This window comes from Streptomyces guryensis (genome assembly GCF_021261325.1).
GTDB classification, from domain to species: Bacteria; Actinomycetota; Actinomycetes; order Streptomycetales; family Streptomycetaceae; genus Streptomyces; species Streptomyces guryensis.
In genome coordinates, this window is the sequence record NZ_JAJSBI010000020.1 from 54975 (window position 1) to 78830 (window position 23856).

Here is a 23856-nt window from a genome sequence, read left to right on the forward strand (position 1 = left end):
GCCGCAGACTATGCGGCCGGGCCGGTCGGAAGCGACAGCATTTCCAGCTCGGAGGCGAGGTTGTAGCGCGCCGTCGCCTCCCACTGCTCCTGCCCGTACGGCGTCCTGAACAGCCGTGGCAGGCCGAGGAGTTGGCGCAGGATCGCGGCACGGCCCTCGCGGAAGGCGTCGCTCGGGACGAAGTGGTACTCCTCGCGTACGGCGGCCGTGTAGGCGGCGTACGCGGACGGGGGCGCGGCGAGGATCGCGAGGTCGGCGTCGCACAGGACCTGGCCGTCGCGGTCGCCGGCGGACGGGTCGTGGGTGACGGTGAGGCGGACCAAGCGGGCCACCTCGGCGGTCTTCGCGTCGGAGACACCCGCCTCGGGGAGGGCGCGTTCGGCGAGGCGGGCCGAGCGTTCCTCGTTCTCGGAGCGGTCGGGGAAGTAGACCGCGTCGTGGAACCAGGCGGCGAGGCGCACGACGTCCGGGTCTGCCGCGTACTTCTCCAGTACGTCGACGTGGTCGAGGACCGCCGTGAGATGCGCGAGCGTGTGGTAGTGGCGCTGCGGTTCCTGCCAGCGGGCGAGGAGGTTGTCGGCGTACGGGGCCGGGTCGGGGCCGGCGGCGGGGGACCGGGCCCCTTCCAGGGCGCGGGTCCAGCGGGTGCGCAGGGCATCGGCATCGGCATCGAGACGTGCGTGATGGGCCATGCCCTCATTCTCCCGCCTCGCCCGCCCCTCCCACATCTGCCGCTCCTCCCGTCGATCACCCGGCGCCCCCGGGGCCTGCTGGTGGATCCGCTCGACGTTGCGGAGTCTTGCGCGCGGCCCCCATCCGCCTTGAGGGCGTGGGGCCCCAAGTCCCGGCTCGGGGCGGCCACAAGCGCCGTGACCCGCAGCCGACCTGATCCGCCGGACAGGCCCTAGCGTGGCCCCCATGACAACAACTGCCGACGTACGCGACCCCGAACTCCCCGGACGCCTCCTGGCCGTCGAGCGCGACGCCCTGATCCCGCTCCTCCGCGCCCGCCCCGACGCGGACTTCGCCCTGCCGGCCACCGCGTGTCCCGGCTGGACGGTCCGGGACGTGCTCGCGCACTGTTCCTCCGCGCTGCTGCGGGTGGTGGAGAGCCGTTTCGAGGAGGGCGTCTTCTCGCCCGCCTCCAACGACCGGGACATCGCCGAGCGCGCCGACTGGTCGAACCAGCAGGTCGTGGACGAGCTGGAGCGCGGGATGACCGAGGCCGGCCCGGTGATCGCCAAGGCGGGCGGTGTGCTGGACAGGGTCGCGCTGGGGGAGTGGGTGCACGCGGGCGACGTACGGGACGTCTGGGGTGAGCCTGAGGCGTACGGAGGCCCCGGCCTCCCTGACGCCCTCGTCCTCCTCGCCCGGATCACCCGCGAGAGGGGCCGTCTGCCGCTGCACGCCGACCTCGACGACGTGGACGAGCCACTGCTGCTGGGGGAGGCGAGCGGGGAGCGGAACCCGGCGCGTTTCATCGGGGACGCGGCGACTCTCGTACGGCTCTACGCGGGCCGGTCGGTGCCCGAGGGCACGTCGTACGAGCTGGTGGGAGCCGAGGCGGCGGAGCTGAACATGTTCGGTTGACCGGACGGCGGATCCCTTCCGGCCCGGGGGCGATCTCGCGGTCGTCCACCCCGTCGTCGTACCCTGAGATTGGACTAGACCTGTAGCCGCTCCAGGGGAACACCGACGGAAGGGGTCCTATGAGCACGCGTGCAGTCCTGGAGGTGATCGCCCTCGGCGTCGAGGACGCGGTCGCCGCCCAGGCCGGAGGTGCGGACCGCCTTGAGCTGGTCACCGACATGGCGGCCGACGGGCTGACCCCGCCGGTCGAGACCTTCGCCGGGATCCGTGCCGCCGTCGACATCGACCTGCGCGTGATGCTGCGGCTGGCGGACGGGTTCGCCGCCGGGGACGTGGAGCGGCTGGTCCGGGTCGCCCGGGAGATGCGGGCGGCCGGGGCCGAGGAGTTCGTGCTCGGCTTCCTCGACGGGGACGGGCAGGTCGACCTGGACGCCGTGGAGCGGCTGGTGGAGGAACTGGACGGCTGCCGCTGGACCTTCCACCGCGCCATCGACCGGGCCGCGGACCGGGACGCACTGCGCAAACAGCTGGACGGCCTGCCGGGACACGACGCCTACCTCACGGCCGGCTCGGCCGCCGGGGTGGACGACGGGCTCCCCACACTGCTCGCCGAGGCGGCGCGGTGCGGGGAGCCCGGCTACGAGCCGCGGATCATGGTCGGCGGGGGGTTGCGGCTGGAGCACGTGCCACAGCTACGGGCTGCGGGGATCGACGCCTTTCACATCGGCGGGGCCGCCAGGCCGGGGGGCTGGGAACACCCCGTGGCGGCGGAGTCCGTACGGGAGTGGCGGCAGGTCCTGGACGGGCGTTGAGCGAGGCCCTCTAGCGGTGCTGGACGGGCGTTGAGCGAGGCCCTCTAGCGGTGCTGGACCGCGTGGCCCTTCAGCGGGTGCAGGCACAGAGATGTGCCGTCCTTGCTGTACTCCAGGTAGGCCAGATAGTCCCCGGCCGCGCACGAGTTCTTCTCCGGGGCGTAGACGCGAAGCTCCGCGGCGGGGGAGTCGCAGGGCTCCGGCCGGAGATCCTGTGCGGGCCACTCCGTGGTGTTACGGGCGCACGAGCCGACCGTGAGGGTCGGGTGGTCGACACTGTTGTCAGTGGTGTCGCCGCTGTGACTCGGCCCGACCACCAGACCGATGATCACAAGCAGCGGAATCGCGACCACCACGAGGCCGACCAGGCACAGCGGGATCAGGGCGATGATGCCCGCCGGCCGCCGGAACACCGGTCTGCCCGGATCCAGCGGCGGCCGGAAACCCGCGGTGGCCGGCTCCGGGATGCGCCGGATGCCGGACAGGGCGCTGAGGTTGCCCAGCAGTGTGAAGGGCGTGATGAGCACCGACAGCGGTCCCCACCAGCCCATCACCATGGTGTCCGCCTGCATGTCCCGGAAGCTCGCCAGCGCGCAGGTACGGCAGAACATGCCCTCCCGCCGCAGGAACCGCATCATCACCACCATGCCCTGGTGGCCGCGGATCGTCACCGGCGCGGCGGGCATCGCCCCGCACACCCGGCAGGCCGCCCCCGGCCCCCAGGCTCCGCCGCCGTACTGCTGCGGCCAGGCGGGAGCGGGCGGGTACGGCCCGGGGGCCTTCAGATACGGACCCGGACCCGGCGTCTGCTGATGCGGCCCGGAAGGATGCTGATACGGCCCGGAAGGATGCTGATACGGCCCTTGAACCGGCTGATAGGCGGGGTGCGAGGGCGGCGGCGTGCTCAACTGGGGCCTTTCCGGGGTGACATGTCACAACGGAGCAGCACCCTACCCGGCGAGCTGCGGCGGCAGCGGCGCCGCATGCGTCACGATCAGCCCGGACACCGCGCGGGTCAGCGCCACGTACAGGCGGCGCAGGCCCGTGCGTTCGTCGGGCTCGCCGTCCACCACTGCCTGAGGCTCGTCCAGGACCACGTAGTCGTACTCCAGGCCCTTGGCCAGCGACGCCGGGACCAGGGTGAGGCGGGTCTCGGCAGTCGTCTCCTCGCCGGGGGCCAGGCAGGTGATCCCGGCCGCCGTCAGAGCCGCCGCCAGTGCCGGGACGCGGGCGTCGGCCGCGATCAGGCCCGTCGACCCCTCGTTGCGGAGCAACTCCTCGCAGGCGGCGACCACTTCGGAGACGTCCTCGACCGGACGGAGGGCGAAGAAGCCCGGGTTCTCGCGGACCGACGCGACCGGAGTCAGGCCGGGTGCGATGTGCGGCAGCAGACGGGAGGCGTACGAGATGACGTCCGTCGGGACGCGGAAACCGGCCGTGAGCTCCTCGATCACCCCGTCCGTCTTGCCCAGGTGGGCGAGCGCCTCGTCCCAACTCCTCGTCGCCCAGGGCGTGGTGCCCTGCGCCAGGTCGCCGAGGACGGTCGCCGAACCGGTGGTGCAGCGGCGGCCGACCGCGCGGTACTGCATCGGGGAGAGGTCCTGCGCCTCGTCCAGGACCACATGCCCCAGGGAGTGCGTGCGCTGCACCAGGTCCGTCGTCTCGTCGATCAGCACCGCGTCCGCCACGGACCACTGGGCGGCTTTGACGCTCCGCGCCGGCTTCGCCCAGAGGATCGTCTTCTGCTCGTCCTGGGTGAGGACGCCGTCCGCGTGTACGGCGAGGAAGTCCGCGTCGGTGAGCAGGCGCAGCACGAGTTTCGCCGGGTCGACCGGCGGCCACATCTGTTTGACGGCCGCCTTCACCGCCGTGTTGCGGGCCACCGCGTCCTGCACCCGGTCGTCCGGCGCCTCCCCCGACCGCTCCATCTGCACCAGCACGGCGTGCGCGATGCGTTGCGGGAGGGCCTCGCGGGCGGCGCCGTAACGGATACCGCGGTCGAGCAACTCCCGGACGATGACTTCGAGTTCGTACGCCGGCACCCGCCAGCGGCGTGAGCCGCGCACCACGACGACAGGCTCGGTCGGCATGGTGACGTGGGAGAGGACGGCCCGCCGCAGCACCTCCGCCATCCTCGCGTCGCCCTTGATGATCGCGGCCGCCGCGTCGTCGGTGGCCCTGATCTCGATGCCTGCCGCCACGAGGTCGTCCACGGTGGCCTGCTGGACCGTCAGCTCGCCGAGCGCGGGCAGAACCTGCTCGATGTAGTGCAGGAAGGACCTGTTCGGCCCGATGACGAGCGTGCCGGTGCGGGCGAGCCGCTCACGGTGGGCGTAGAGCAGATACGCGACGCGGTGCAGGCCGACGGCCGTCTTCCCGGTCCCGGGCCCTCCCTGCACGCACACCGTCCCACCCAGCCCGGACCTCACGATCTCGTCCTGCTCGGGCTGGATGGTCGCCACGATGTCGCGCATCGGGCCGACGCGCGGGCGCTCGATCTCCTGCTGGAGCAGCTTGCTGGTGCGGGCGGCCTCGGCCGGGTCGGAGAGGTGCTCGTCCTCGTACGCGGTGATGTCGCCGCGGGTGTAACCGAAGCGGCGGCGCAGCGCGATGTCCAGCGGGTCCTTCTTCGACGCCCGGTAGAACGGCTGCGAGACCGGTGCCCGCCAGTCGATGACCATGGGGTCACCGTCGTGGTCGTGCACGTGCCGGCGCCCGATGTAGAAGCGCTCGCCGTCCGCCCCCTCCGCCTTGTCGACGCCCGGAGCGTGCAGGTAGTCGAGGCGGCCGAAGAACAGCGGGGTGTCGCTGAGGTCGGCCAGCGCCTTGATGCGCTCGTCGATCTGGCGGGCCAGGACCTCCGAGTTGACCCAGTTCGCGGTGACGTCCCTGATGTCGAGCGACTCGACGTCCTCGCGCATGGCGCGCAGGGCGGAACGGGATTCGGCGAGGTGGGCGCGCTCGCGGGAGAGGGGGTCGTCGAGAGGGGCTGGGTCGTCGACGGGCGTGGACAAGGGGGTGCCTCCGAAGGTGCTGCGGGCTGGGGCTGCAAGGTGCCGGCCGGTTTCCGTCCGGGCGGCGGCGCTCCGTGGAGGGAGGCGGGCAAGAGCGGAGATTCTAGGTGAACGGGGGAGACGGAAGCCAACGGTTTTTCCACCTCCCTGTCCTCCCCCTCAGGGCCCCTCAGGGTCCCCTAGGGGATGTCCCCGTCATACCAGGGAGGGAGGGCCACGACCGGAGTCGTACGCGGCGGCGAAGGAGGGTCGGTCCGCAGGCCGATGCCCTCTTTATGCCTGCCGATCCACCATGGATACATGAGCGCAGCAACCATCACCCCAGGCCCCAGCCGGCCGGGCCCGCCCGGCGCCACCCCCGTCCTCGGCAGCCACCGCCACCGCCTCGGCGACGCCCTGCGCGCCCTGAAGGTGTTCGCGGGTGCCGCCTTCGACGTGGTCATCCTCGGCGAGTACGGCGAGGAAGCGGGCGTACGCCGCAAGTAGCCGTCGCCGACCGGGCCCCGGCCTGAGTACGTGACCAGCCGCCGGATGAGTACCCGCACCGGTGCCCCGGCCCCTGGCGGGCCGCTTCACTGCCCGTATGACGACACAGCACACCGTGGCTCAGCCCCCGAGCCCCTCCGGCACCACGGAGCCGGACCGCCGGGCCTGGGTGGCGCCCCTCGTCGCGACGGTGCTCCTGATGTTCCTCGGCCCCGCCGCGCTCTTCCTCGGCGGTCTCTCCGCGATGGCGACCGACGCCTGCGCCCCGATCACTGCTCCGCAGCGCTCAACTCCCGGCTGTCCGTGATCTACGGCACGCTCTCCTGCGGCACCCTGCCCACGCTCGCTGCCCTGGTCACCGCCTGGGTGCTCCCCTGGCGGATGCGCTGGCTGCCCTGCCGCGCAGGCGCCGCGGTGGCCTCGCTGCTGCCGTCGCTGTTCGTCCTGCTGATGGTGTTCACGCTGCCTGCGCCCTGATCGGCTCGGCTCAGTCCTCCGCCAGGAGTTCGTCCGCGTCCAGGATCCGGTACGCGTAGCCCTGCTCCGCCAGGAACCGCTGGCGGTGGGCGGCGAAGTCCTGGTCGATGGTGTCGCGGGCGACGACGGAGTAGAAGTGCGCCTGGTGGCCGTCGGCCTTGGGGCGCAGTACCCGCCCGAGCCGCTGGGCCTCCTCCTGACGGGATCCGAAGGTGCCCGACACCTGGATCGCGACCGTCGCCTCCGGCAGGTCGATGGAGAAGTTCGCGACCTTGGAGACCACCAGCACGCTGATCTCGCCCTCCCGGAAGGCGTCGAAGAGCTTCTCGCGATGGGCGTTGGAGGTCTCGCCCTTGATGACCGGCGCGTTCAAGTGCTCGCCCAGCTCGTCGAGTTGGTCGATGTACTGCCCGATGACGAGAATCTGCTGGCCCGCGAAACGGCGGACGATCGCCTCCGTGACCTTCCGCTTGGTCTCCGTCGTCGCGCAGTAGCGGTACTTCTCCTCCTGCTCGGCGGTGGCGTAGGCGAGCCGCTCCGAGTCGGTGAGGTTGACCCGGACCTCCACGCAGTCGGCGGGCGCGATGTACCCCTGCGCCTCGATCTCCTTCCACGGCGCGTCGAACCGCTTGGGTCCGATGAGCGAGAACACGTCCGACTCGCGTCCGTCCTCGCGCACCAGGGTCGCGGTCAGCCCCAGCCGCCGCCGTGCCTGCAGGTCCGCCGTGAACTTGAACACCGGCGCGGGCAGCAGGTGCACCTCGTCGTAGACGATCAGCCCCCAGTCGCGGGAGTCGAAGAGTTCGAGGTGCGGGTAGACGCCCTTCCGCCTGGTGGTCAGCACCTGGTACGTGGCGATGGTGACCGGCCGGATCTCCTTCCGCGTCCCGCTGTACTCACCGATCTCCTCCTCGGTCAGCGAGGTCCGCTTCACCAGCTCGTGCTTCCACTGCCGCGCGGAGACCGTGTTCGTGACGAGGATCAGGGTCGTCGACTTCGCCTGCGCCATGGACCCGGCGCCGACGAGCGTCTTCCCGGCGCCGCACGGCAGCACGACGACCCCGCTCCCGCCGTGCCAGAAGTTCTCCACGGCCTGCTTCTGGTACGGCCGCAGCGCCCACCCGTCCTCGGCGAGCTCGATCGGATGCGCCTCGCCGTCCACGTATCCCGCGAGATCCTCGGCGGGCCAGCCCAGCTTCAGCAGCGTCTGCTTGATCTGCCCGCGCTCGGAGGGGTGCACGGCGACGGTGTCCGGGTCGAGCCGCGCCCCGACCAGCGGAGCGATCCGCTTCGAGCGCAGGATCTCCTCCAGCACCGGCCGGTCGGTGGTGGTGAGGACCAGCCCGTGGGCGGGGTGCTTGCTGAGGGTCAGCCGCCCGTAGCGGTCCATGGTGTCGGCGACGTCGACCAGCAGGGCGTGCGGCACGGGATACCGGCTGTACTGCACGAGGGCGTCCACGACCTGCTCGGCGTCGTGTCCGGCCGCCCGCGCGTTCCACAGCCCCAGCGGCGTCACCCGGTACGTGTGGATGTGCTCGGGCGCCCGCTCCAGCTCCGCGAACGCCGCGATGGCGCGACGGCACTCGTCGGCCTGCTCGTGGTCGACTTCCAGGAGCAGGGTCTTGTCGGACTGGACGATTAGGCAGGACACGCATACCTCCACGGATAGGATTGTCACCGTGACAGACAGCAAACCTGCCACGGCTCGGGCCATGCCCCGTGCCCGGCGCCGAAAGGGCGTTCCGGCCAGCGCGCCGGGGATGCGCGCTGCTATCTATGTTCGCCTATCGCGTGAAACCGACGAGACGACTTCTCCCGAGCGCCAGAGAGCGGCGTGCGAGGCGCTGTGTGAGGCGCGTGGCTGGGACGTCATAGTCGTCGAGGAAGACATCGATGTCTCCGGTTTCTCGCGGGGCCTCGACCGGCCCGGTCTGCAACGCATCCTGACCAGGCTCGCCGAGCTGGACGTGATCGTGTTCTTCAAGATCGACCGGCTCGCACGCTCGACGGTCGACTTCGCGGAGATCATGCGACTCGCCGAGCACCAGAGCGTCGCGCTCGCGTCGGCGACCGAGCCGCTCGACCTCACGTCGTCCATGGGCCGAGCCATGGCAAAAGTGATCGCGGTCTTTGCCGAGCTGGAGTCCGACACCATCGGCATGCGGGTGTCCAGCGCGCACGAGCACCTGCGGCGTGAGGGCCGCTACACCGGCGGGCGGGTTCCGTACGGGTACATGGTCGTCCCCAACCCGAACGGGGCGGGCAAGGTTCTCGCGGTCAACGAGGACGAGGCCAAGACGATCAGGAGGATCGTGGAGCAGGTCCTTGCCAAGGACTCGCTCATGCAGATCATCAACGACCTCAACAAAGAGGGCGTCCCGTCGCCTGGCCACACCTCACGCCAGACCACGGGCAAGCGCAGCGACTCCAAGCAGTGGTACACGACGACGCTGCGCAGCCTGCTGGGCAACCCCCAGTTGCTCGGCCAGGTCATCGAGGATGGAAAGCCGATCCTGCGGACGGACGGTCTGCCCCTGGTCAACCGCCCGCCGATCCTCGACACGGACACCTGGCAGGCTCTCCAGGACGAGCTGGAGCGCCGGGCCAATCCCGGTGAGAAGCGCCGGGAGGGGACGTCGCTGTTGCGAGGCATCATGCACTGCGGAGTCTGCGGTGAGCGCATGTACACCTTCAGCGGGCGCAACGGCCAGCTTCGGTACCGGTGCATCGGCCCCCTGAAGTACCGCCAGCGGGCGGCCAAGGGGGAGGAGAAGCCGGGCGAGAAGTGCTACGGGCCGACCGTGGCGGGGGTGACCACCGAGGAGCATGTCACCGAGCAGTTCCTTGCGAAGTACGGGCACCTCCCCGTGATGCGGATGGTCCAGGAGGTGGGCGAGGACTTCCGTCCCCAGATCAGGCAGGCGGAGGAAGCCCTGGCCGACTTGCAGAAGGACCGGTACGACCGAGGTCTGTTCAAGGGAGACGACGGCGCGATCCGGTACGCGGAGCAGTACGCCAAGCTGGAGGACCGCCTGGCCTCCCTGAAGGAGAAGCAGCGAACGGCGAAGCCCGGCGGCGTGAAGGAGGAGCCGACCGGCGAGACGCACGCCGAACAGTGGAAGCGCTCTGACGTGGCCGGTAAGCGGGACCTGTTGCTGAACGCGGGCGGTTACGTGGAGGTGGCACCCGCGCGGCGCGGCGGGAAGAAGCTGGACACGTCGCGGTTGTCGGTGCACTTCGGCGAGGAGGGGCACATGCGGCGGGCGGCAGCGGTGAGGAAGAGCGGGCGGGACGAGACGCCCAAGGAAGACGCAGGCTGACGCCGTCGGACACGCAAGAAGGCGCCCCCACCGGATGAGGTGGGGGCGCCCTTCTATGCGGCCGGGATCAGGCTGTGTATCGGTCGCTGTGACGCCAAGGACCGACGACCTTGATGGAGGGGCGGCAGTACGACAGCGTGGCTCCGTTGCGGGTGGTGAACTCAACTGTCTCTGCGGTGAGTTCGCAGAGAGCATCACCGGAGGTGTCCGCGAGTGCGGACCGCAGCGCCGGGACGGATTCCGCGAGATCCCACGAGGAGGAGCTGAGGCGGAAACCACCGAGGTCGTAGGCATCTGCGAGACGGAACGTGACGCGAACACTGGGCCTGGGTTCGTAGCGGGGCGCGGCCGTCAACAGGCCCGCCCTGACGGACTCAGGGCCGGAGACCACGACGGGCAGGCTGCTCGATCGGGGCAGCACCTCAAGCTGGCCGGAGGCGTCTTTGGACTGGATCGGCGACTGCTCACCGAAGAGGCGTCGTATGACTGCGGCGACTCCCGCACTCTCCGTGGAGACATGCCACGCGCCTTGCCCGCAGCGGAAGCGGCCGACGAACGTCGTGGTGCGGTTAGTCACGGGGCGTCGCCCTCTCGCTTGAGCCGGAGGGCGGCGGCACGCTCACGTCGGACGGAGGCCGCCAGCAGTTCCTCACCGGGGCTGTAGCCGCTGCCGAGGTACTGCCAGTGCGAGACGGTGTCGGCGGCCGTGTCGTCGAGGGCGGACGCCCCAGCACGTGCGCGGGCCTTGTCCACGGCCCAGGTACGGCGGGCGCCGCGAAGGGCGCCCAGGGTCGTGGAGTAGCGGCGGGACTTGGAGGAGAAGTGGCCGCGATAGCCGAGCATGTGGGTCCAGCGCCACAGGTTGAGGTGGGCGAAGTCGGGGAGCTGCCCCAATTGCCAGCATGTGCGGATGAGTTGGCGTACGTGGTCCTGCACGCGCAGGGACTCGGGTGGTTCGGCCAGGCCGGTGCCGATGCAGTGGGGGCATTCGGTGTGGTCTCCGCGTGGGGTGAGGATGGCGCCGCGACCCTGACAGGGAGCGCAGTACAGGGGGCGGTCGATAGTGCCGGAGTCTTCGGCGCCCTTGGTGGCGTACTTGGCGACGTATCCGGCCACGGCCGCATCGGTCAGGGGCGTGTCCGGTCCGGGGCTGGTGATCTCGCGTACGTCCATCTGTGTGCCCCAATTCAGTTCACGACTGCCGATGGCGTCGGATTCGACGACGAGGAGCACGCGGGAGGCTGCCGCATGGATGGCGTCGGTGAGGAGCGGGACGGTGGCCCAGGCGGGTGGGGACTGGTCGTGGCCGTCCGGGCCGTCGAGGCGGATCACGGCGTGGAAGTGCACGGCGCCGCGTTTCTGGTACTCCGCCACCTTGGCGAAGGAGAGCCGCAGCACGCCAGGCAGTGCTTTTTGGGGGATGCCGGCGAGGGCGGCGATCTCGCGGCGCAGGTTGCGGGTGAAGCGGTCCCACAGCACCCCGGCGTGGGCATTGAAGAGGATCGCGCCGCAGTAGTCGTACGTCACCGGATTCAGTGGCGTACCCAGGGCCGGATCGGTCTCGGCGTGGTGGACGCCGCAGCGGCAGGGCCGCAGACCGGGGCGGTTGTGCACAGGGCCGAAGCTGGGGGCGGTCAGGGTGGCGAACACGCGCGGGTGGGTGCGCACGGTGTCGGGCACGGTCTTTCCGCCGGTGAGTCCGGAGCGTATGAGGTAGTAGGTGTCGGCGGCGTAGATGCGTGAGCAGGCCGGGCAGCGCGAGGCGCGGCGGTTGCCACAGGCGATCAGGAGCCTTCCGGTGGGCTCATCGGTGGCGGTGTCGTACGAGCGCAGCACCTCACCCGTGGCGGAGTCGAGAGTGACTGTGTGGCCCATGAGCTGTACGGGATGGGTGCAGCCGCCGAGGCGGTCGAGGCGGGAGCGGTGGCGGTCGAATTCATCGAGGTTGGCCAGGCGAAGGAGGTCACGCACGGCCGGGGAGACGACGGGGCGGGGTGTCGAGCAATCGGGCATGATGCGGGGGTCTTCCGGTGCGAGTCGGGAGGCGGCCGGGCAGGAACCGAACGTTTGGCGATGTGCGGGTCCCTGCCCGGCGTACAAGATCGTGAGAAGGACGGATGAGCGGGCCCGGCGGGGCGCGAGCGTTCATCACACGACCTGTATCAGGCGGCCTTGGTGAAGTCGGCCGGGCCCGGTCCGTCCCTGTGCGGCAGCAGCGCAGCGGGGTCGACAGTCAGGTGCGCCGTCGCTGTGGCGACCTCGGCCGTGTCAGAGGGGGTGACTTCCGGCATCCGCACGCGGGTGAAGCCCTCCTGGCCTTGGATGCGCATGGAGGCCACGCCGACGTAGGCCGGATCCTGAAGGCTGACGGGGTTGGCGTCCGGCCACTGGCGGATGTCGTCACCGAGTGCGGCCACGGCCGCCTCTTGGGTGGTCTGGGCGAAGGAGACACGGATTCCGCAGTTGTCGCGGATCGAGGTGGGGATGGCGTCACCGGTGGGCTTCTGAGTGACCACGATGGTCACGAAGCCGACCGAGCGGCCCTTGCGGATCAGGTCGTCCACGAGCCGGGCGTTTTCGGCGGCCAGGGCGGCCAGTTCCCGGGAGCGCTTGTCGCTGCCCTTGGGCTGGCTGAAGAAGGTGTGCGCCTCGTCGATGACCAGGATCACCAGGGGCCAGGCAGCCGACGGGTTCACGTCCCACAGGTTGGCGGTGCCCAGAGCCCGTTTCATGGCGGCGAAACGGTCGCGGCGCAGCTTGACCAGCCTGGTGAACAGCTTGTTCGCCTCGGCCAGGTCGTCGCCGACGAACGCGAACAGGCGCGGCGCGATCTCGGCGTAGTCGCCCGCATCGGCGGTTTCGGCCTTGCCGTCGGCTACGGCGAACTGAACCGCGTCCGAGGGCGCGAAGCGTCCGATGAGACTGTTGATGAGCGAGGTCTTGCCGTAGCCGGGCAGTCCGGCCACCGCGATGCCGGGCACGTTGGACAAGGCCGCCGCCACGGGCTTGGCGTACTCGTCCTCCCCCATCGGCCACACGCGCAGCGTGGCGGGGGCCGTCAGGCCGGGACGGTACCGGGTCGGCGCGGCTAGCGGGTCAAAGCGCACGGCACGCACCAGCAGGCGGCCGGGACCGTCCGGGACGACGGAGACACGGGCACAGCCCCACAGATCGGCCAAGTGGCGGGCTTGCTGTGTGACTTCATCCACGCCGATGCCCGCGACGGTCTTCATGCGGATGCTGACGCCGGTACGGTCCGCCCGGGTCGTGATCGCGGGAATCCGGGTACGGGGTTCGGGCCGCCGGCCCCTCTTGGCGATGAGCTGTGCCCCCGTGGTCGGGGTGCGGTCAGCGACCGCGAGGCCGAGCATGGGCGCGCTGCGCCGCCAGGTGCGGCGGATGCGTGACGCCAGCCGCAGACTGGCCCGTGTCTCACTGTCGGCCCGCAGGTAGCGCAGCGCAGTGAAGGCGCCGAACGTCACCAGAAATGCGGCGGCGATGCCCAGGGCGACATGGGCGATGGGCTCAGGGGGCATTCCGCCCGGGGATTGGGATATGGCGAGGTGATGCAAGGGCAACTCCGTTTGCTCTTGGAGGTGTTGGATGCATTACGGAGGGGCGGCCCGCCCCGGAATCGCGCGATGGGGGGGCGAGGCGGGCCGCCGGTGGGAGTGGATTACCGCCCGAGGTGGCAGAAGCGAAGCAGGTGCATGGACAGAGCCGAGTAGTCGGCCCCAGCCATGACCGGCGGATATCCGTGGCGCTCAAGAACGGCAGCCACGTCCTGTACGAGCAGGGACGTAAAACGGCTGTCGGGAGCGTTCTCGGTGTTCATATCGCCAACCGGGTAGACAGGCGTGAACTTGGGCATGGGGGCAGTCACTTGGTGTTCTCCATTTCGATCGAGTCGGCGCGGTAGGCCACGCCGTCGGAAAGTTGGTCGTTGAAGATGCGCGCCCACGGCGTGGCCGTCAGGCCGACGGGCCGCACCGGCACGCCCAGGCGCAGACCCTGGGGGATCTTGGACGCCGGGACGGTGACTTTGAGCAGGTCCGCCGCGCCATCGGCCATCTCCAGCAGGCTCACGGTGTGCAGCGGCTCCCCGGTCTGGGGGTGCGTGGCGATCTCGCCCGTGCGCAAGTCCTTGACCTTCGGCGCACTGGGGGTGGCAACGGTGTACAGGGCGCCCTGGGTCAGGACGCGAATCGGCTTGGAGGCCATGGGGGAATTCCTTCCGGGTCGGGAAAATGGGCGCAGGGAACCAGCACCACCGAGTACGGACCGTCGGCCCCACACCGTGTGGCGTTGGTAGGGAAAATGATCCGGAGAATCCCCGGTTTTGCTAACCGGCGATCGTCGGCTACGTTGCGCTCCGCCATCTCGGTTGACGGGATGACAAATTGGGGTGAAATCCGGCAATGCGGAACGTCACTAACCGTCGGAGCTGTCGTGGAAAAGTGCCGTAGGGAGAAACCTCGGCCGTAGAAAAAGCGTCCCGTTCCTGGCAGCAGCCGCTGGCAGGGTCGCCACGGATCGCCACGGGGGCGCGTCGAAACCTTCCTTACTGGATCAAGAGGGCGGACCGCTGACGCGGTCCGTCGCGCGCCGCCCCCGGCAACCGCCCGCTCCTGTCTGCGCCCCGCTCAGCGGCTCCCGGAGACTGGCGCGTGAACAATGCGAACTCGGGTTCCATAGCCCTGCCCCAAGGCTCCAAGCGGCCAGACAGCCCGTCCGATGGGGAGACGGACGCACCCCGAGAGCGCTTGACGCTCGCCGGCGCAGACCGACCTACGCCTTGAGGCCGAAGAAATCGGTGAGCCACGCCGACAGGAGGGCGACGAGGCAGCCGACGAAGGTCAGCGCGATTCCGGACACCAGCCCCCACTTCGTGCCGCTTCTGCCCTGCTCGGTTCGGCTTTGGATCTCCCGCCGACGCTCTGGAAGCACGGGTGTCGCGTAGTCCACCTTGAGCCACTGCTTGTAGGCGATGGCCGCGGTCACGAGACCGAGCAGGACCGCGGGGTACATCACGGCCCCGATCACTCCGCGCGTGTGATCTGACGGTGAAATGAGTCCGATTCCGTCGGCCAGAAGGATGGCCAGGAACGTCAGGCCAGGGCCGAAGCCGAAGGCCCTTACAGTCCAGACGGCGGCCAAGCTCTGCCACCCTGGCCGCCTACGAACGCTCACCAAGCTGTGCACATCCCGCGCAAGTTCGCGGGCCTCCTGACTGTCACTCGCGGAGACATAGGGCACTACCCCAAGGTGTACTTCGACGTGCGGCTCTCCCGCGATCAAGCGCACGCGGTCCAAGTCATCCGGCGAGGCGTCTCGAAGATCCTCAACCTCGTCGGCTACGCCGTTGACACCCACGAGGATGGTGACGCTCTCGGCGCGTTCCTTCAGCAAGTCATGCACGTTCTCGATGTCGTCGAGGCAGAGTTGAGCCCCACGAATTGACCAGAACCGCTCAGTCGCCGGTGCCAAGTGCTGACGTGGAAGCCTCCGTAAAGCGCACATGGAGGGAGACTACTTGGGCGTGGCTGAGGCAGGTGGGGGTTGCTGGAGGCACACGTGGCCGGTGCTCTGTCGGCGCACCCGCCGTCGTGGCGGGCTGTCTGTGGCTGAGGTCGACTCAGCCGAGATACGGGGCCGAGCGATGCTCCAGGAAGTGAACCAGACGCAGGCGTTGCGTGTGGTGCATGGGGAGCGCGTCCAGTTCCTCTGGGTCCACGAAGCGGAGTTCCGTGGACTCATCCGAGATCTCCAGAGCGCCGCCGATGACGCGGGCCGTGAAACACACGTTGAACTGCCGCCGCACCTCGCCGTCGCTGTAGGCGATGATGTGCCGGGGGTCGGTATACGTCCCGACCAGCCCCGTGATCTCCACGTCGAGGCCCGTCTCCTCCTTGACCTCCCGCACGGCCGTGCCGGGCAACGAGTCGCCCATGTCCATCCCACCGCCCGGCAGGGCCCACAGGTCGTTGTCCCTGCGCCGCTGGAGGAGGATGCGCCCCTTGTCGTCGGTCACGACGGCGGAGGCTGCCACGACCAGGCTGTTGGGCTTGGGGGCGCTGGGGTCGTCGTAGTACTCGGTGCGTGCCATGCGGTCACCCTGCCACGGACCGGCCGGTTGCCCATACGGCGTCGAAGCTCCCCGCATAGGCGTCGAACATGCCGCCGTCGCCGGTGCGGCGCAGGTGCCACACGGGAGCTCCGTAGGCATTCACGCCGAAGACGTGAGCGTTCACCAAGAGCTGGTCATCGGCCCGGTACAGGCTGTTGTAGAGCGTGGTCCCGTGCGTGCGCACCTCGATGCCGGGGATGTCGAGCAGCGGGCGGTAGTGCAGGAGCGCGAGGCGGCAGCGCGACTCGATGCCGTGCCCGAACTTCTCTTCAGTCCCGCGCTGTTGGACGTTCGCGCTGTCGGCGTCCCCCACGGCGATGCGGATCGCGCATCCGTCGGCGGCGCGCTCCCGCAGCAGTTCGTTCAGCCTGGGATACGCCTCATGCAGGAACACGGCCGCGTACACCAGGATGTCGATGCACTCACGAGCCGAGGCGAACAGCTCTGCGTACGCCGATACGGGCACGTCCGCCCGCTGGCCGTAGAGAGCGACGAGTTCGGGACTCACGGCGCGGGCAGGGCGGGCCTGACGCAGTGTGGGCCACAGCGCGTGCACGTCCTCCCCGAGCGTCTCGGCGGCCCGCAGTGCCGTGGCCCGGCGCGGATACGCCCCAGATTCGCCCATCGCTCAACGGACTTGGGGTCGACCGCGACCTTCTCCGCCAGCATCGCGTAGGTCCAGCCTCCCGCCGCCATGGCCGTACGTAGTCTCTCGTTCGGCATGCCATCCCCCTCGTGTATCTGGGACGTACCCAGGGACGTTCTACCCGCTGTGGGACGTCCCGAAATGGGAAACGTACGAGGTTCCACCGTCCCGAGTGAGGAGCGGACGATCGGTGGCATGACCGAGAGCAAGGGGGCAGCGGTGAGCACGGAACGACAGTCGACCGAACAGGACCATGCATCAGCCGCATGGCACGAAGCGGACTCCGGGGCACGGGAGTTGAGGGAGGCGTGCGCCATGGCCGGTGTCACGCTCCCTTCGCTGAGCACCGACCTCACCGCGCTCATGTCCGGCCTGCCCCTGGTGGACCTGGGCCGAGTGAACTCCGACACTGCCTTGAAGCTCGCCGAGGTGATCCGTCGGGGGCGCTCATGACTGCCCAGGATGTTCCCGAGGTCGGCACGGTGGTCGTGGACACCAGGAGCGACCAGCTCGGCGAGGTCATGGGTGCTGAAGGCCCGTACGTGCAACTCCGCCCGCTCGGTGGCGGCATTGAGTGGGACGTGCCCCCGCGGGCCCTCAGAGAGGCCACGACGTCCGACGAACTGCGCGCCAAGGTGCGCGAGGTGAACGCGTCCAGGAGGTGGGCGGGGTGAGGGCCGTCCTGCGCTACGTCAACCACACGATCCGGCACGCCCCGGAGGGCGGCGTCACGGCCGAGCTGTTCTGTGTCACGTACGGGTGCGGGGAATCGTCCGGCCCCCAGAGCGACCCGAACGACGCCCAGGACTGGGCGCTGAGGCACACGGGACACACAGGACACGACCTGTTCCGCCGCGAGTACACCGACCACGCCCGCGTGACGCGCGACGAGGAGACCCCGGCCCGCTGAGCGACGGCGAGCAACATGGCTCAGCGGGTCGGCGCAGCTCAGTCTGCGCTCCACGATGTGCATGGGCGGTGCATCGCTGGCTGGTCGACAAGCTGAGCGCGGGGCTGACCGGTGCTATCGCACGGCGGCTCACCGCACCCGTGGAAGAACTGGCGGGTAGCCACGGACTGTCGTACCCATCTGTGATGGTGAGAGCCATGGGTGAACTGGTGGAGCGAGTGGACGAGCGGGATCGGGTGCTCGGGGTGGTGGACCGGGGCGAGGCCATCAAGAACCGTTGGCTGCACCGCGTCGCGACGATCGTCTGTCGAGATACGGATGGCCGCATCCTGTTGCATCGGAGACAGGAGGACGTCTCCCGATTCCCAGGGCAGTACAACTGGTTGATCGGTGGAGCTGCCGAGGTCGGAGAGTCGTACGAGGAGGCGGCAGCCCGCGAACTCACTGAGGAACTGGGCGTCCGGGCGTCGGTCCGATTCGCCTTCAAGTTCCTCTGCCGAGGGGCGATCAGTCCGTATTGGCTCGGCGTCCACGAAGCCGTGGTCACCGAGGAAATCTCCCCTGATCCGTCGGAGATCGCTTGGCACGGGTGGGTCACTGAGAGCGAACTTCCGGACGCGCTCCAGCGGTGGACATTCGTACCTGATGGTGTCGATGCTCTGAAGCGCTACCTGTCCAAGCCGTTGCCGTAGCCGAGGCCGAGTTGCCGCGCTGACCAGCGCGAACGCGTCACAGCGCAGACGCGGCCGCTAGTGTGTGCATCACGCCTGATCGTGTGGACGATGAGTGGACCATTCACGCGGGGCACCCTTTCCGTGGGCCGGACGTCTCGGCCAAACGTCTCGGCCAAACGTCCAGTGTGCCGCATACGCGGACGATCACGGCCGGTCGTGAAGCCTTGATGACCACTCGTGACCAGTCATGACCGGCCGGCATCGGCCGTCGTCAGTCCTCCGCGAGCTCGGCGACCCCGGTGACCCGGTGCAAGGGGTACGTCCGCACCTCGTCCGCCGTGTGGTCGTACGCCGTCACGAAGCCGCCCTCGACGCGGATCGGGGCGATGACGCGCTGGCTGGCGGCGCCCTCCGCGTTGACGTAGCCGATCCAGAGGGCTTCGCCGGTGAGGACCGCGGCCTGCATGGTGGCGAGGGTCTCGGCGGAGTTGGTGCGGGGCAGGTCGCCGCCCGGCGAGGCCGACGGGGTCTGCTTGCGCGGGGTGGTGGAGGCCAGGTCGCCGGCCCGGATCGCACGGATCGCCGCAGCCAGGAGCGTGATGTCGGGCGTCGGCGGGCCGTCCGGGACCGGCGCGGGTGCGGTGCGGGGCGGGGTGCGGTGGGCGTCGGCGCGGGTGATCAGGACGTCGCCCTCCGCCGACTCGGCGGCCGGTGCGAAGCCCATCGCCCGCAGACCGTCGAGGAGGGTCGCCGGGTCGGCCTGGGTGGCGAGCACGGTGGAGGCGAGGCGGCGCAGGCGCAGGGCCGCGGCGCGCTTGTCGGCCATGATCTCGTTGAGCAGGGCGTCGTCGTCGCAGCGGACGTACGCCGAGGCCGCCCCCACCCGCAGATGCCCGTGCTTACGGGCCACGTCGTCGATCAGATACGTCAACGGCTGCGGGACGGGGGTGCGGGAGTGGGCGGTCAGGAAGGCGTGCAGGTCGGTGGCCGCGCGGCCCGCGTCCAGGGCGCGCCGTACCGAACCGGGGGTGAAGCGGTAGACCGTGGCCCCGCCCTTCGACTCCACGTCCGCCAGCACGTCCAGCATGTCGGCCAGCGGGCGCTTCAACGGGCCGGGGGCGACCGCCGTCAGGTCCGCCTGGAGCAGGACGTGGTCCAGCGGCTCGGGCAGGAGAGGGGCGAGGAGCCGCCCGGCCGCCGCGGAGGCGGTGGCCTGCTCGGTGGCGGACAGGGGCTCCAGGGTGACCGGCATGTGGTGCACGGGGAGCTTGTCGCCGGGGCCCTGCTGAGCGGGCTCGGCGTCCTTCGGCACGGGTGCGGGCGCGGGTGCGGGCGCCCCGAGCAGGGCCCGCCCGTGCGCCGACAGCGCGCCCCGCCCCGTCACGCCCAGCGTCTCCGCCTCCGACAGCGTCCAGCCGGCGAGCCGTCCGCGCAGGTCGTCGTTCTGCTGGGGGCCGCGAAGGGGCCGTTCCCAGCGCAGCCGGGCGAGGACGGACTCGGCGGACGGGGAGGCACCCTCCGGCAGCCCGGCCAGCAGGCTCAGCACCCGGTGCCGTACCTCCGGCGCCGCGGAGCGGTCGAGTCCCGGGCCCAGCGCCGACAAGGCGCGTTCCTTCGCGTCGCGGCCCCCGACCACGCCCGCCGTGCGCGTCGCCGTCAGCCACGCCTGCGCCAGCTGCGCCCAGCGTTCTGCGGCCGGCAGCTCCAGCCACTCGTCGTAGGCCGGGGTCGCCGCGTACCGCTCGTCGGCCTCCCCGTCGGAGGCCAGCAGCCCGGCCGTGTAGGCCAGCTCGACCCAGAAGGCGGCGACGGGCTCGGACACGTCGAGCGCGACCGCGGTGCGCTTGAGGTCGCGCACGCTGAGACCGCCCGCCCTCAGCACGGTGGGCCCGCCCTCGTCCCAGTCCTTCAGCAGCTCCTCCACCGTCGCCAGCGCGGTGTACGCCTGTCCGGCCGCCGTCGCGTCCACAACCTGTGGACGGTGTGTGGCCGTCGCCTCCAGGGCGGGCGGCAGCGGCTCGGTGGCGCGGTGCGCCCGGCCGCCGCGCAGGTGCAGGGCCACCTCACGGGGGAGTACGACCGTCCCGGGCGCCGTCGGCAGCAGCAGCCCGCGGTCCAGGAGCCAGCGCAGCCGGGGCGCCGGATCGGCCGTGACCTGCCCGTACGGCGGCCCCCACACCAGGCGGTCCAGCACCTCCCGTGACTCAGGGGAGGCTTCGGCGAGCAGCGCCGCCATGCGTGCGCGGTCGCCGTACAGGGCCGTGAGGGAGGCCACGGCCGAGACGGAGTCGTGCGTCGAGGGCAGCCCGACCGCGGTGACGATCTCCTGGATCCGGCCCGGCGACATGCCCGCCGTCGCCTCCTGCACCGTCGGCCCGAGCCCGGTCGGCGACGGGTGCTGCGGCGACGGCGCGAGCAGCTCACGGGCCGTCCGCACCAGCCGCAGCCGGTCGTCGCCGCCCCACACCAGGGCCTGCTCCCGCAGGGTCCCCAGGGCACGCGGGAGCGCCGCGGCGACCGCCGGGTCGCCGCCGTCGCCGCTCATCAGCCCGAGCAGCTCTTCGTAGCCGGCCGGATCCGCCGCCACCGCCAGCGCCTCGGCCGTCTGAAGCGCGAAACGGTCCAGCCGCTCCAGCGCCCGCACGACGGACGCGCGGGTGCCGGCCCGGGTCGCCAGCTGGGTGAGGTCGGTGGGGACGGGGGTGATGAGATCGGGGCGGGCGCGCAGCAGCTCCGCCAGGGAGGCGTCGTCCCTGTCGCGCAGTGCCTCTGCGAGTGAACGCGGAGCGGCCGGGGTGCTCATCCGACCCACGGTAGCGGGTTGCCTCCGGCGGTTGCGCTGAGCAGGTGCGGGTGAGTGGGGGCTCGCGTCCCTGGGGGCTCGCCCCCAGACCCCCGTAGCGGCGTTCGGCGTCGTCCTCGAACTCCCCCCGCTCTCGGCTTCGCCCGAGCGGGGGGACCCCCACGACGGGCTGGGTTTTGTTGACCTCTGGATGAACTTCAGCCGGAGGATTGCCGCAACCCTGGCTCCACCCGGCACGCACTCGTCACTCTGGGATCACTGTCAACTGCCGCACAGATCAGGGGGATTCAGCGGTGGGGATCTTCGGCATGGAGTTCGACTTCAACAACGTCGTCGCGATGGTCAGCATCGCGATCCCCCTCCTGGCGTTCTTCTGGGAGTTCGTGGTCATCCGCCGCAAGCGGCTCGGTTACCGCTTCCAGATGGACACGCTGGCCACGGACACCGCCCACGCGCCCAGCGCCGACGTCCTGGCCCGCATGCACGACAACGGCCGGCCGCTGTCCCAGCCGTCGTTCGTCCTGCTGCGCATCGAGAACGCCGGCTGGCGGGAGATAGCGCCCTCGGACTATCTGGCTCCCCCCACCGCGGAGACCGGCGCCCACGTCCTGTTCCCGGACCGCAGGGTCGTCGGCATGGCGGTCACCGAACTCAGCCATCCCGCGCTGCGCCACTTCTTCGTCACCACACGCGACGGCCGCACCCAGGAGACCGACGGCTTCGGGATCGGCGAGGACGACGGATCCGGCGTCATCCGGCTGCCCAGGGTGACGCTCAACCCCGGCGCCCACTACAAGGTGCTCGCGCTGCTGGAACGCAGCTCCGGCAGCCCGGGGGCGGTCTTCCCCGACCCGGAGCTCCAGGCCGACCTGACCGGCCAGAACCGCCGTTCCTTCGCCTGGGGCCGCTGGCTCGCCCGGCTCAAGCCCGCCCAGACCGAGAGCCACACCTTCGCCTCCCGGGCGGCGAAGGTCCTCATGAGCCTGCTCGCGGTCGCCGTTCTCGTGCAGGCGGGCATCACCCTGTTCTGGCCCACCAGACCCGCCCCGCTGGACTGCGTCGGCGGCACCCTGCACATGGAGGGCTCCACGGCCTTCGCCCCCGCCGTGCAGGCGGCCGCGAAGGAGTACGCGACGCTCTGCGAGGCCAAGGGCGCGAAGATCGTCGCCGACGACGGCGCGTTCCAGGGCAGCGGGGAAGGCATCGCCGCGCTGGAGCGGACCGGCGCGGCGGCCGGCCTCAAGGGCACCGAAGGACTCGCCGACCGCATCGCCTTCACCGACGGACCGGCGGACCAGGGCCATCCCGAGATCCTGCCCCGGCCCGTCTCGTACGCCCTGTTCACCCTCGTCGTGAACAAGGACGCGAAGGTCCGCAACCTCTCCCTCGCGCAGGTCCGCTCCATCTACGCCAGGAAGACCACCAACTGGTCCGAGGTGGGCGGCGCGAACATCCCCATCCACCTCGTCGACCGCCACCGCGACTCCGGCACCCGGGGCGCCCTCGAAAAGCGCGTCCTCAAGGGGAGGTCCGTGCCGGAGGCCGATGTCAACGACTGCGCCCAACTCGCCCACGACAAGGCCGGGGTCTGCGAGGTCGACAGCACCGACACCCTGCTGGACCGCACCGCCACGCTGCCCGGCGCCCTCGGCTACAGCGAGGCGAGCAGCGTCACCTCGGGCGACCTCGTCAAGCTCCGCATCGACGACATGCCGCCCACGCTCGACGGCGTCGAGAACGGTACCTATCCGTACTGGCAGACCGAGTACGCCTACACCTACGGCGAACCGCCCGCCGACTCCATGGCCGCGGCCTTCCTGCGCTACCTCACCGACCAGGGCGGCAAGGACATCCTGCGCCAGTACGGCAACCGCCCCTGCTCGGAGACGGAATACCCGCTGGTGTGCCGACCGGCGTGACCCACAGCCTGCGCTACCGTCGTCACCACGGGAAGTACGGGAAATCCAACGCACCCACCCCAAAGGGGACTTCGTGGGGATCGAGAGCGACAAGGTCGTCTACGAGTATCTGAGCCGCGTCGGTGACGTGGCGCAGCAGCGGCAGTTGCCGTCGGCCGCACGCATGCACCTGGTGTCGGAGCTGCGGGGCGAGATCGACCGCCGCCGCGCGAAGGCCACCGTCGACAGCCCCGCCGCGGTCCGCCGCATCCTCTCCCGGCTCGGCACCCCCGACGAGGTCGTCGCCGCCGCCGGCGCTGCCCCCACCGGGGCGGGCGCCGCCGCACCGCAGGCGCCCCCCGTCCATGTGCCCGTGCAGCGGGACGACGAACCGGAGGACGGCAGGCGGCTGCCGAAGAGCCTGCGCCGGGTCGTACCCCGCCCCCGCCCCGCCCAGCCCGCCCGGCCCGAGAAGGCCGCCCCCTCCCCGCCGCACATGGCGAGCGCCGAGGAACTCGGCAACAGCGCGACCCAGCCCGACTGGTGGCGGGTCGACAGCACCCCCTTCGGTGAGAGCGTCCCGGGATTCACCGGCGGCGTGGAGATTCCCGACCTGCTCAGGCCGCCGCGCCCGAAGGAACTCGAGAAGGAGCCGCCACCGGCCGTCGAGCAGGCCCCGGAAGCCGAGGCGGAGGCCGCACCCGAGGTCCCCGCGGCCCGTCGCCGCCGCCTCGCCCTCCCCGCCGGTGGCTGGAGCAACCCGCTCCTCCTGATCGCCGCCGGACTGCTCGTCGTGGGCGCGATCCTCGGCAACTGGTACGCCCTCCTGCTCGGCTGGCTCATCGCCTACGCCTCCCGCCGGCTGACCCGCAACGAGTCGAAGTGGGCGGTCATCGGCATGCCCACCGTCGCGCTCACGGCCGGCCTCGTCTGGCTCTGGGGCAGGAACGACGGCCGCTGGGGGACCCCCATACCCCAGGGCCACATGAACGAGGCGATCGCCCAGACCTGGCCGTGGGTGGTACGGGGCGCGGCACTGCTGTCGGCCCTCTTCATCACCTGGCGCTCACAAAGGCGCCCCTGAGCGGCGCGGTTCATC

Annotated in this window: 23 protein-coding genes and 1 pseudogene; 12 read left to right on the plus strand and 12 right to left on the minus strand. The window is 70.6% G+C overall.

Annotation, left to right across the window (positions count from 1 at the left end; genetic code table 11):
• Positions 1–8 precede the first annotated feature (8 nt).
• The gene (locus LJ657_RS32370) at positions 9–692 is read right to left on the minus strand and encodes an HD domain-containing protein (RefSeq protein ID WP_232652454.1); all 684 of its coding nucleotides are present in this window, start codon (positions 690–692) and stop codon (positions 9–11) included.
• Positions 693–918: 226 nt separating this feature from the next.
• On the opposite strand from LJ657_RS32370, the gene LJ657_RS32375 reads away from it, so the two are divergent.
• The gene (locus tag LJ657_RS32375) at positions 919–1590 is read left to right on the plus strand and encodes a maleylpyruvate isomerase family mycothiol-dependent enzyme (RefSeq protein ID WP_232652455.1); all 672 of its coding nucleotides are present in this window, start codon (positions 919–921) and stop codon (positions 1588–1590) included.
• Positions 1591–1709: 119 nt separating this feature from the next.
• Positions 1710–2402 (plus strand): copper homeostasis protein CutC, encoded by a 693-nt coding sequence (locus LJ657_RS32380; RefSeq protein ID WP_232652456.1) that lies wholly within the window; start codon positions 1710–1712, stop codon positions 2400–2402.
• Positions 2403–2446: 44 nt separating this feature from the next.
• Here the strand turns inward: LJ657_RS32380 and LJ657_RS32385 are convergent, their stop codons facing one another.
• Together LJ657_RS32385 and LJ657_RS32390 are read right to left on the minus strand one after the other, a co-directional pair.
• A complete protein-coding gene (locus LJ657_RS32385) occupies positions 2447–3088 on the minus strand; it encodes an LppU/SCO3897 family protein (RefSeq protein WP_232652457.1) in 642 nt (213 codons plus the stop codon).
• 264 nt (positions 3089–3352) lie between these two features.
• On the minus strand, positions 3353–5416 hold the full coding sequence (locus LJ657_RS32390; protein WP_232652458.1) for a HelD family protein: 2064 nt from the start codon (positions 5414–5416) through the stop codon (positions 3353–3355).
• A 300-nt stretch (positions 5417–5716) separates the two neighbouring features.
• On the opposite strand from LJ657_RS32390, the gene LJ657_RS32395 reads away from it, so the two are divergent.
• From LJ657_RS32395 to LJ657_RS32405, 3 genes are all read left to right on the plus strand, one after another.
• Positions 5717–5902, plus strand: coding sequence for a hypothetical protein (locus LJ657_RS32395; protein ID WP_232652459.1), 186 nt, complete (start codon positions 5717–5719; stop codon positions 5900–5902).
• A gap of 97 nt (positions 5903–5999) precedes the next feature.
• Positions 6000–6209, plus strand: a complete 210-nt coding sequence (locus LJ657_RS32400) for a hypothetical protein (protein ID WP_232652460.1) — start codon at positions 6000–6002, stop codon at positions 6207–6209.
• On the plus strand, positions 6206–6379 hold the full coding sequence (locus LJ657_RS32405; RefSeq protein WP_232652461.1) for a hypothetical protein: 174 nt from the start codon (positions 6206–6208) through the stop codon (positions 6377–6379). The genes LJ657_RS32400 and LJ657_RS32405 overlap by 4 nt, the downstream gene beginning before the upstream one ends.
• A gap of 10 nt (positions 6380–6389) precedes the next feature.
• On the opposite strand, the gene LJ657_RS32410 is transcribed toward LJ657_RS32405, so the two are convergent.
• A complete protein-coding gene (locus LJ657_RS32410) occupies positions 6390–8030 on the minus strand; it encodes a DNA repair helicase XPB (RefSeq protein ID WP_232652462.1) in 1641 nt (546 codons plus the stop codon).
• A gap of 109 nt (positions 8031–8139) precedes the next feature.
• On the opposite strand from LJ657_RS32410, the gene LJ657_RS32415 reads away from it, so the two are divergent.
• Positions 8140–9699, plus strand: coding sequence for a recombinase family protein (locus tag LJ657_RS32415; protein ID WP_232652463.1), 1560 nt, complete (start codon positions 8140–8142; stop codon positions 9697–9699).
• A 67-nt stretch (positions 9700–9766) separates the two neighbouring features.
• On the opposite strand, the gene LJ657_RS32420 is transcribed toward LJ657_RS32415, so the two are convergent.
• The 7 genes and pseudogenes from LJ657_RS32420 to LJ657_RS32450 all read right to left on the minus strand — a co-directional run bounded on the left by LJ657_RS32420 (position 9767) and on the right by LJ657_RS32450 (position 16549).
• Positions 9767–10276 carry a hypothetical protein gene (locus LJ657_RS32420; protein ID WP_232652464.1) on the minus strand — a complete coding sequence of 170 codons (510 nt, stop codon included), beginning with the start codon at positions 10274–10276 and terminating at the stop codon, positions 9767–9769.
• Positions 10273–11712: a replication initiator gene (locus tag LJ657_RS32425; RefSeq protein ID WP_232652465.1), complete on the minus strand. Its 1440-nt coding sequence runs from the start codon at positions 11710–11712 to the stop codon at positions 10273–10275. Before LJ657_RS32425 ends, LJ657_RS32420 begins: the two co-directional genes overlap by 4 nt.
• A gap of 149 nt (positions 11713–11861) precedes the next feature.
• Positions 11862–13235, minus strand: a complete 1374-nt coding sequence (locus LJ657_RS32430) for an FtsK/SpoIIIE domain-containing protein (protein ID WP_232652466.1) — start codon at positions 13233–13235, stop codon at positions 11862–11864.
• A gap of 343 nt (positions 13236–13578) precedes the next feature.
• The gene (locus tag LJ657_RS32435; protein WP_232652467.1) at positions 13579–13920 is read right to left on the minus strand and encodes an SCO3933 family regulatory protein; all 342 of its coding nucleotides are present in this window, start codon (positions 13918–13920) and stop codon (positions 13579–13581) included.
• A gap of 567 nt (positions 13921–14487) precedes the next feature.
• Positions 14488–15108, minus strand: a complete 621-nt coding sequence (locus LJ657_RS32440) for a hypothetical protein (RefSeq protein WP_232652468.1) — start codon at positions 15106–15108, stop codon at positions 14488–14490.
• Positions 15109–15334: 226 nt separating this feature from the next.
• On the minus strand, positions 15335–15805 hold the full coding sequence (locus LJ657_RS32445; RefSeq protein ID WP_232652469.1) for an NUDIX domain-containing protein: 471 nt from the start codon (positions 15803–15805) through the stop codon (positions 15335–15337).
• A 4-nt stretch (positions 15806–15809) separates the two neighbouring features.
• Positions 15810–16549, minus strand: a pseudogene (locus LJ657_RS32450) (helix-turn-helix domain-containing protein).
• Between the two features lie 118 nt (positions 16550–16667).
• On the opposite strand from LJ657_RS32450, the gene LJ657_RS32455 reads away from it, so the two are divergent.
• The 4 genes from LJ657_RS32455 (at position 16668) to LJ657_RS32470 (ending at position 18074) form a co-directional block, all read left to right on the plus strand.
• Positions 16668–16925 (plus strand): hypothetical protein, encoded by a 258-nt coding sequence (locus LJ657_RS32455; RefSeq protein WP_232652470.1) that lies wholly within the window; start codon positions 16668–16670, stop codon positions 16923–16925.
• Complete coding sequence (locus LJ657_RS32460) at positions 16922–17146, plus strand: hypothetical protein (protein ID WP_232652471.1); 225 nt, start codon at positions 16922–16924, stop codon at positions 17144–17146. The genes LJ657_RS32455 and LJ657_RS32460 overlap by 4 nt, the downstream gene beginning before the upstream one ends.
• Positions 17143–17382 (plus strand): DUF7848 domain-containing protein, encoded by a 240-nt coding sequence (locus tag LJ657_RS32465; protein WP_232652472.1) that lies wholly within the window; start codon positions 17143–17145, stop codon positions 17380–17382. Before LJ657_RS32460 ends, LJ657_RS32465 begins: the two co-directional genes overlap by 4 nt.
• A 197-nt stretch (positions 17383–17579) precedes the next feature.
• Positions 17580–18074 (plus strand): NUDIX hydrolase, encoded by a 495-nt coding sequence (locus LJ657_RS32470; RefSeq protein WP_232652575.1) that lies wholly within the window; start codon positions 17580–17582, stop codon positions 18072–18074.
• Positions 18075–18327: 253 nt separating this feature from the next.
• Here LJ657_RS32470 and LJ657_RS32475 read toward each other — a convergent pair whose 3' ends face one another.
• Positions 18328–20859: a helicase C-terminal domain-containing protein gene (locus tag LJ657_RS32475; protein WP_232652473.1), complete on the minus strand. Its 2532-nt coding sequence runs from the start codon at positions 20857–20859 to the stop codon at positions 18328–18330.
• A gap of 293 nt (positions 20860–21152) precedes the next feature.
• Here LJ657_RS32475 and LJ657_RS32480 point away from each other — a divergent pair, with 293 nt between their 5' ends.
• Positions 21153–22778, plus strand: a complete 1626-nt coding sequence (locus LJ657_RS32480; protein ID WP_232652474.1) for a substrate-binding domain-containing protein — start codon at positions 21153–21155, stop codon at positions 22776–22778.
• A gap of 73 nt (positions 22779–22851) precedes the next feature.
• Positions 22852–23841: a hypothetical protein gene (locus LJ657_RS32485; RefSeq protein WP_232652475.1), complete on the plus strand. Its 990-nt coding sequence runs from the start codon at positions 22852–22854 to the stop codon at positions 23839–23841.
• Positions 23842–23856 lie beyond the last annotated feature (15 nt).

Coding starts and splice junctions, on each gene's coding strand:
- LJ657_RS32370 (WP_232652454.1), bottom strand. CDS start 692: ATGGCCCATCACGCACGTCTCGATGCCGATGCCGATGCCCTGCGCACC.
- LJ657_RS32375 (WP_232652455.1), top strand. CDS start 919: ATGACAACAACTGCCGACGTACGCGACCCCGAACTCCCCGGACGCCTC.
- LJ657_RS32380 (WP_232652456.1), top strand. CDS start 1,710: ATGAGCACGCGTGCAGTCCTGGAGGTGATCGCCCTCGGCGTCGAGGAC.
- LJ657_RS32385 (WP_232652457.1), bottom strand. CDS start 3,088: ATGCCCGCCGCGCCGGTGACGATCCGCGGCCACCAGGGCATGGTGGTG.
- LJ657_RS32395 (WP_232652459.1), top strand. CDS start 5,717: ATGAGCGCAGCAACCATCACCCCAGGCCCCAGCCGGCCGGGCCCGCCC.
- LJ657_RS32400 (WP_232652460.1), top strand. CDS start 6,000: ATGACGACACAGCACACCGTGGCTCAGCCCCCGAGCCCCTCCGGCACC.
- LJ657_RS32415 (WP_232652463.1), top strand. CDS start 8,140: ATGCGCGCTGCTATCTATGTTCGCCTATCGCGTGAAACCGACGAGACG.
- LJ657_RS32425 (WP_232652465.1), bottom strand. CDS start 11,712: ATGCCCGATTGCTCGACACCCCGCCCCGTCGTCTCCCCGGCCGTGCGT.
- LJ657_RS32430 (WP_232652466.1), bottom strand. CDS start 13,235: ATGCCCCCTGAGCCCATCGCCCATGTCGCCCTGGGCATCGCCGCCGCA.
- LJ657_RS32435 (WP_232652467.1), bottom strand. CDS start 13,920: ATGGCCTCCAAGCCGATTCGCGTCCTGACCCAGGGCGCCCTGTACACC.
- LJ657_RS32445 (WP_232652469.1), bottom strand. CDS start 15,805: ATGGCACGCACCGAGTACTACGACGACCCCAGCGCCCCCAAGCCCAAC.
- LJ657_RS32455 (WP_232652470.1), top strand. CDS start 16,668: ATGACCGAGAGCAAGGGGGCAGCGGTGAGCACGGAACGACAGTCGACC.
- LJ657_RS32460 (WP_232652471.1), top strand. CDS start 16,922: ATGACTGCCCAGGATGTTCCCGAGGTCGGCACGGTGGTCGTGGACACC.
- LJ657_RS32470 (WP_232652575.1), top strand. CDS start 17,580: ATGGGTGAACTGGTGGAGCGAGTGGACGAGCGGGATCGGGTGCTCGGG.
- LJ657_RS32475 (WP_232652473.1), bottom strand. CDS start 20,859: ATGAGCACCCCGGCCGCTCCGCGTTCACTCGCAGAGGCACTGCGCGAC.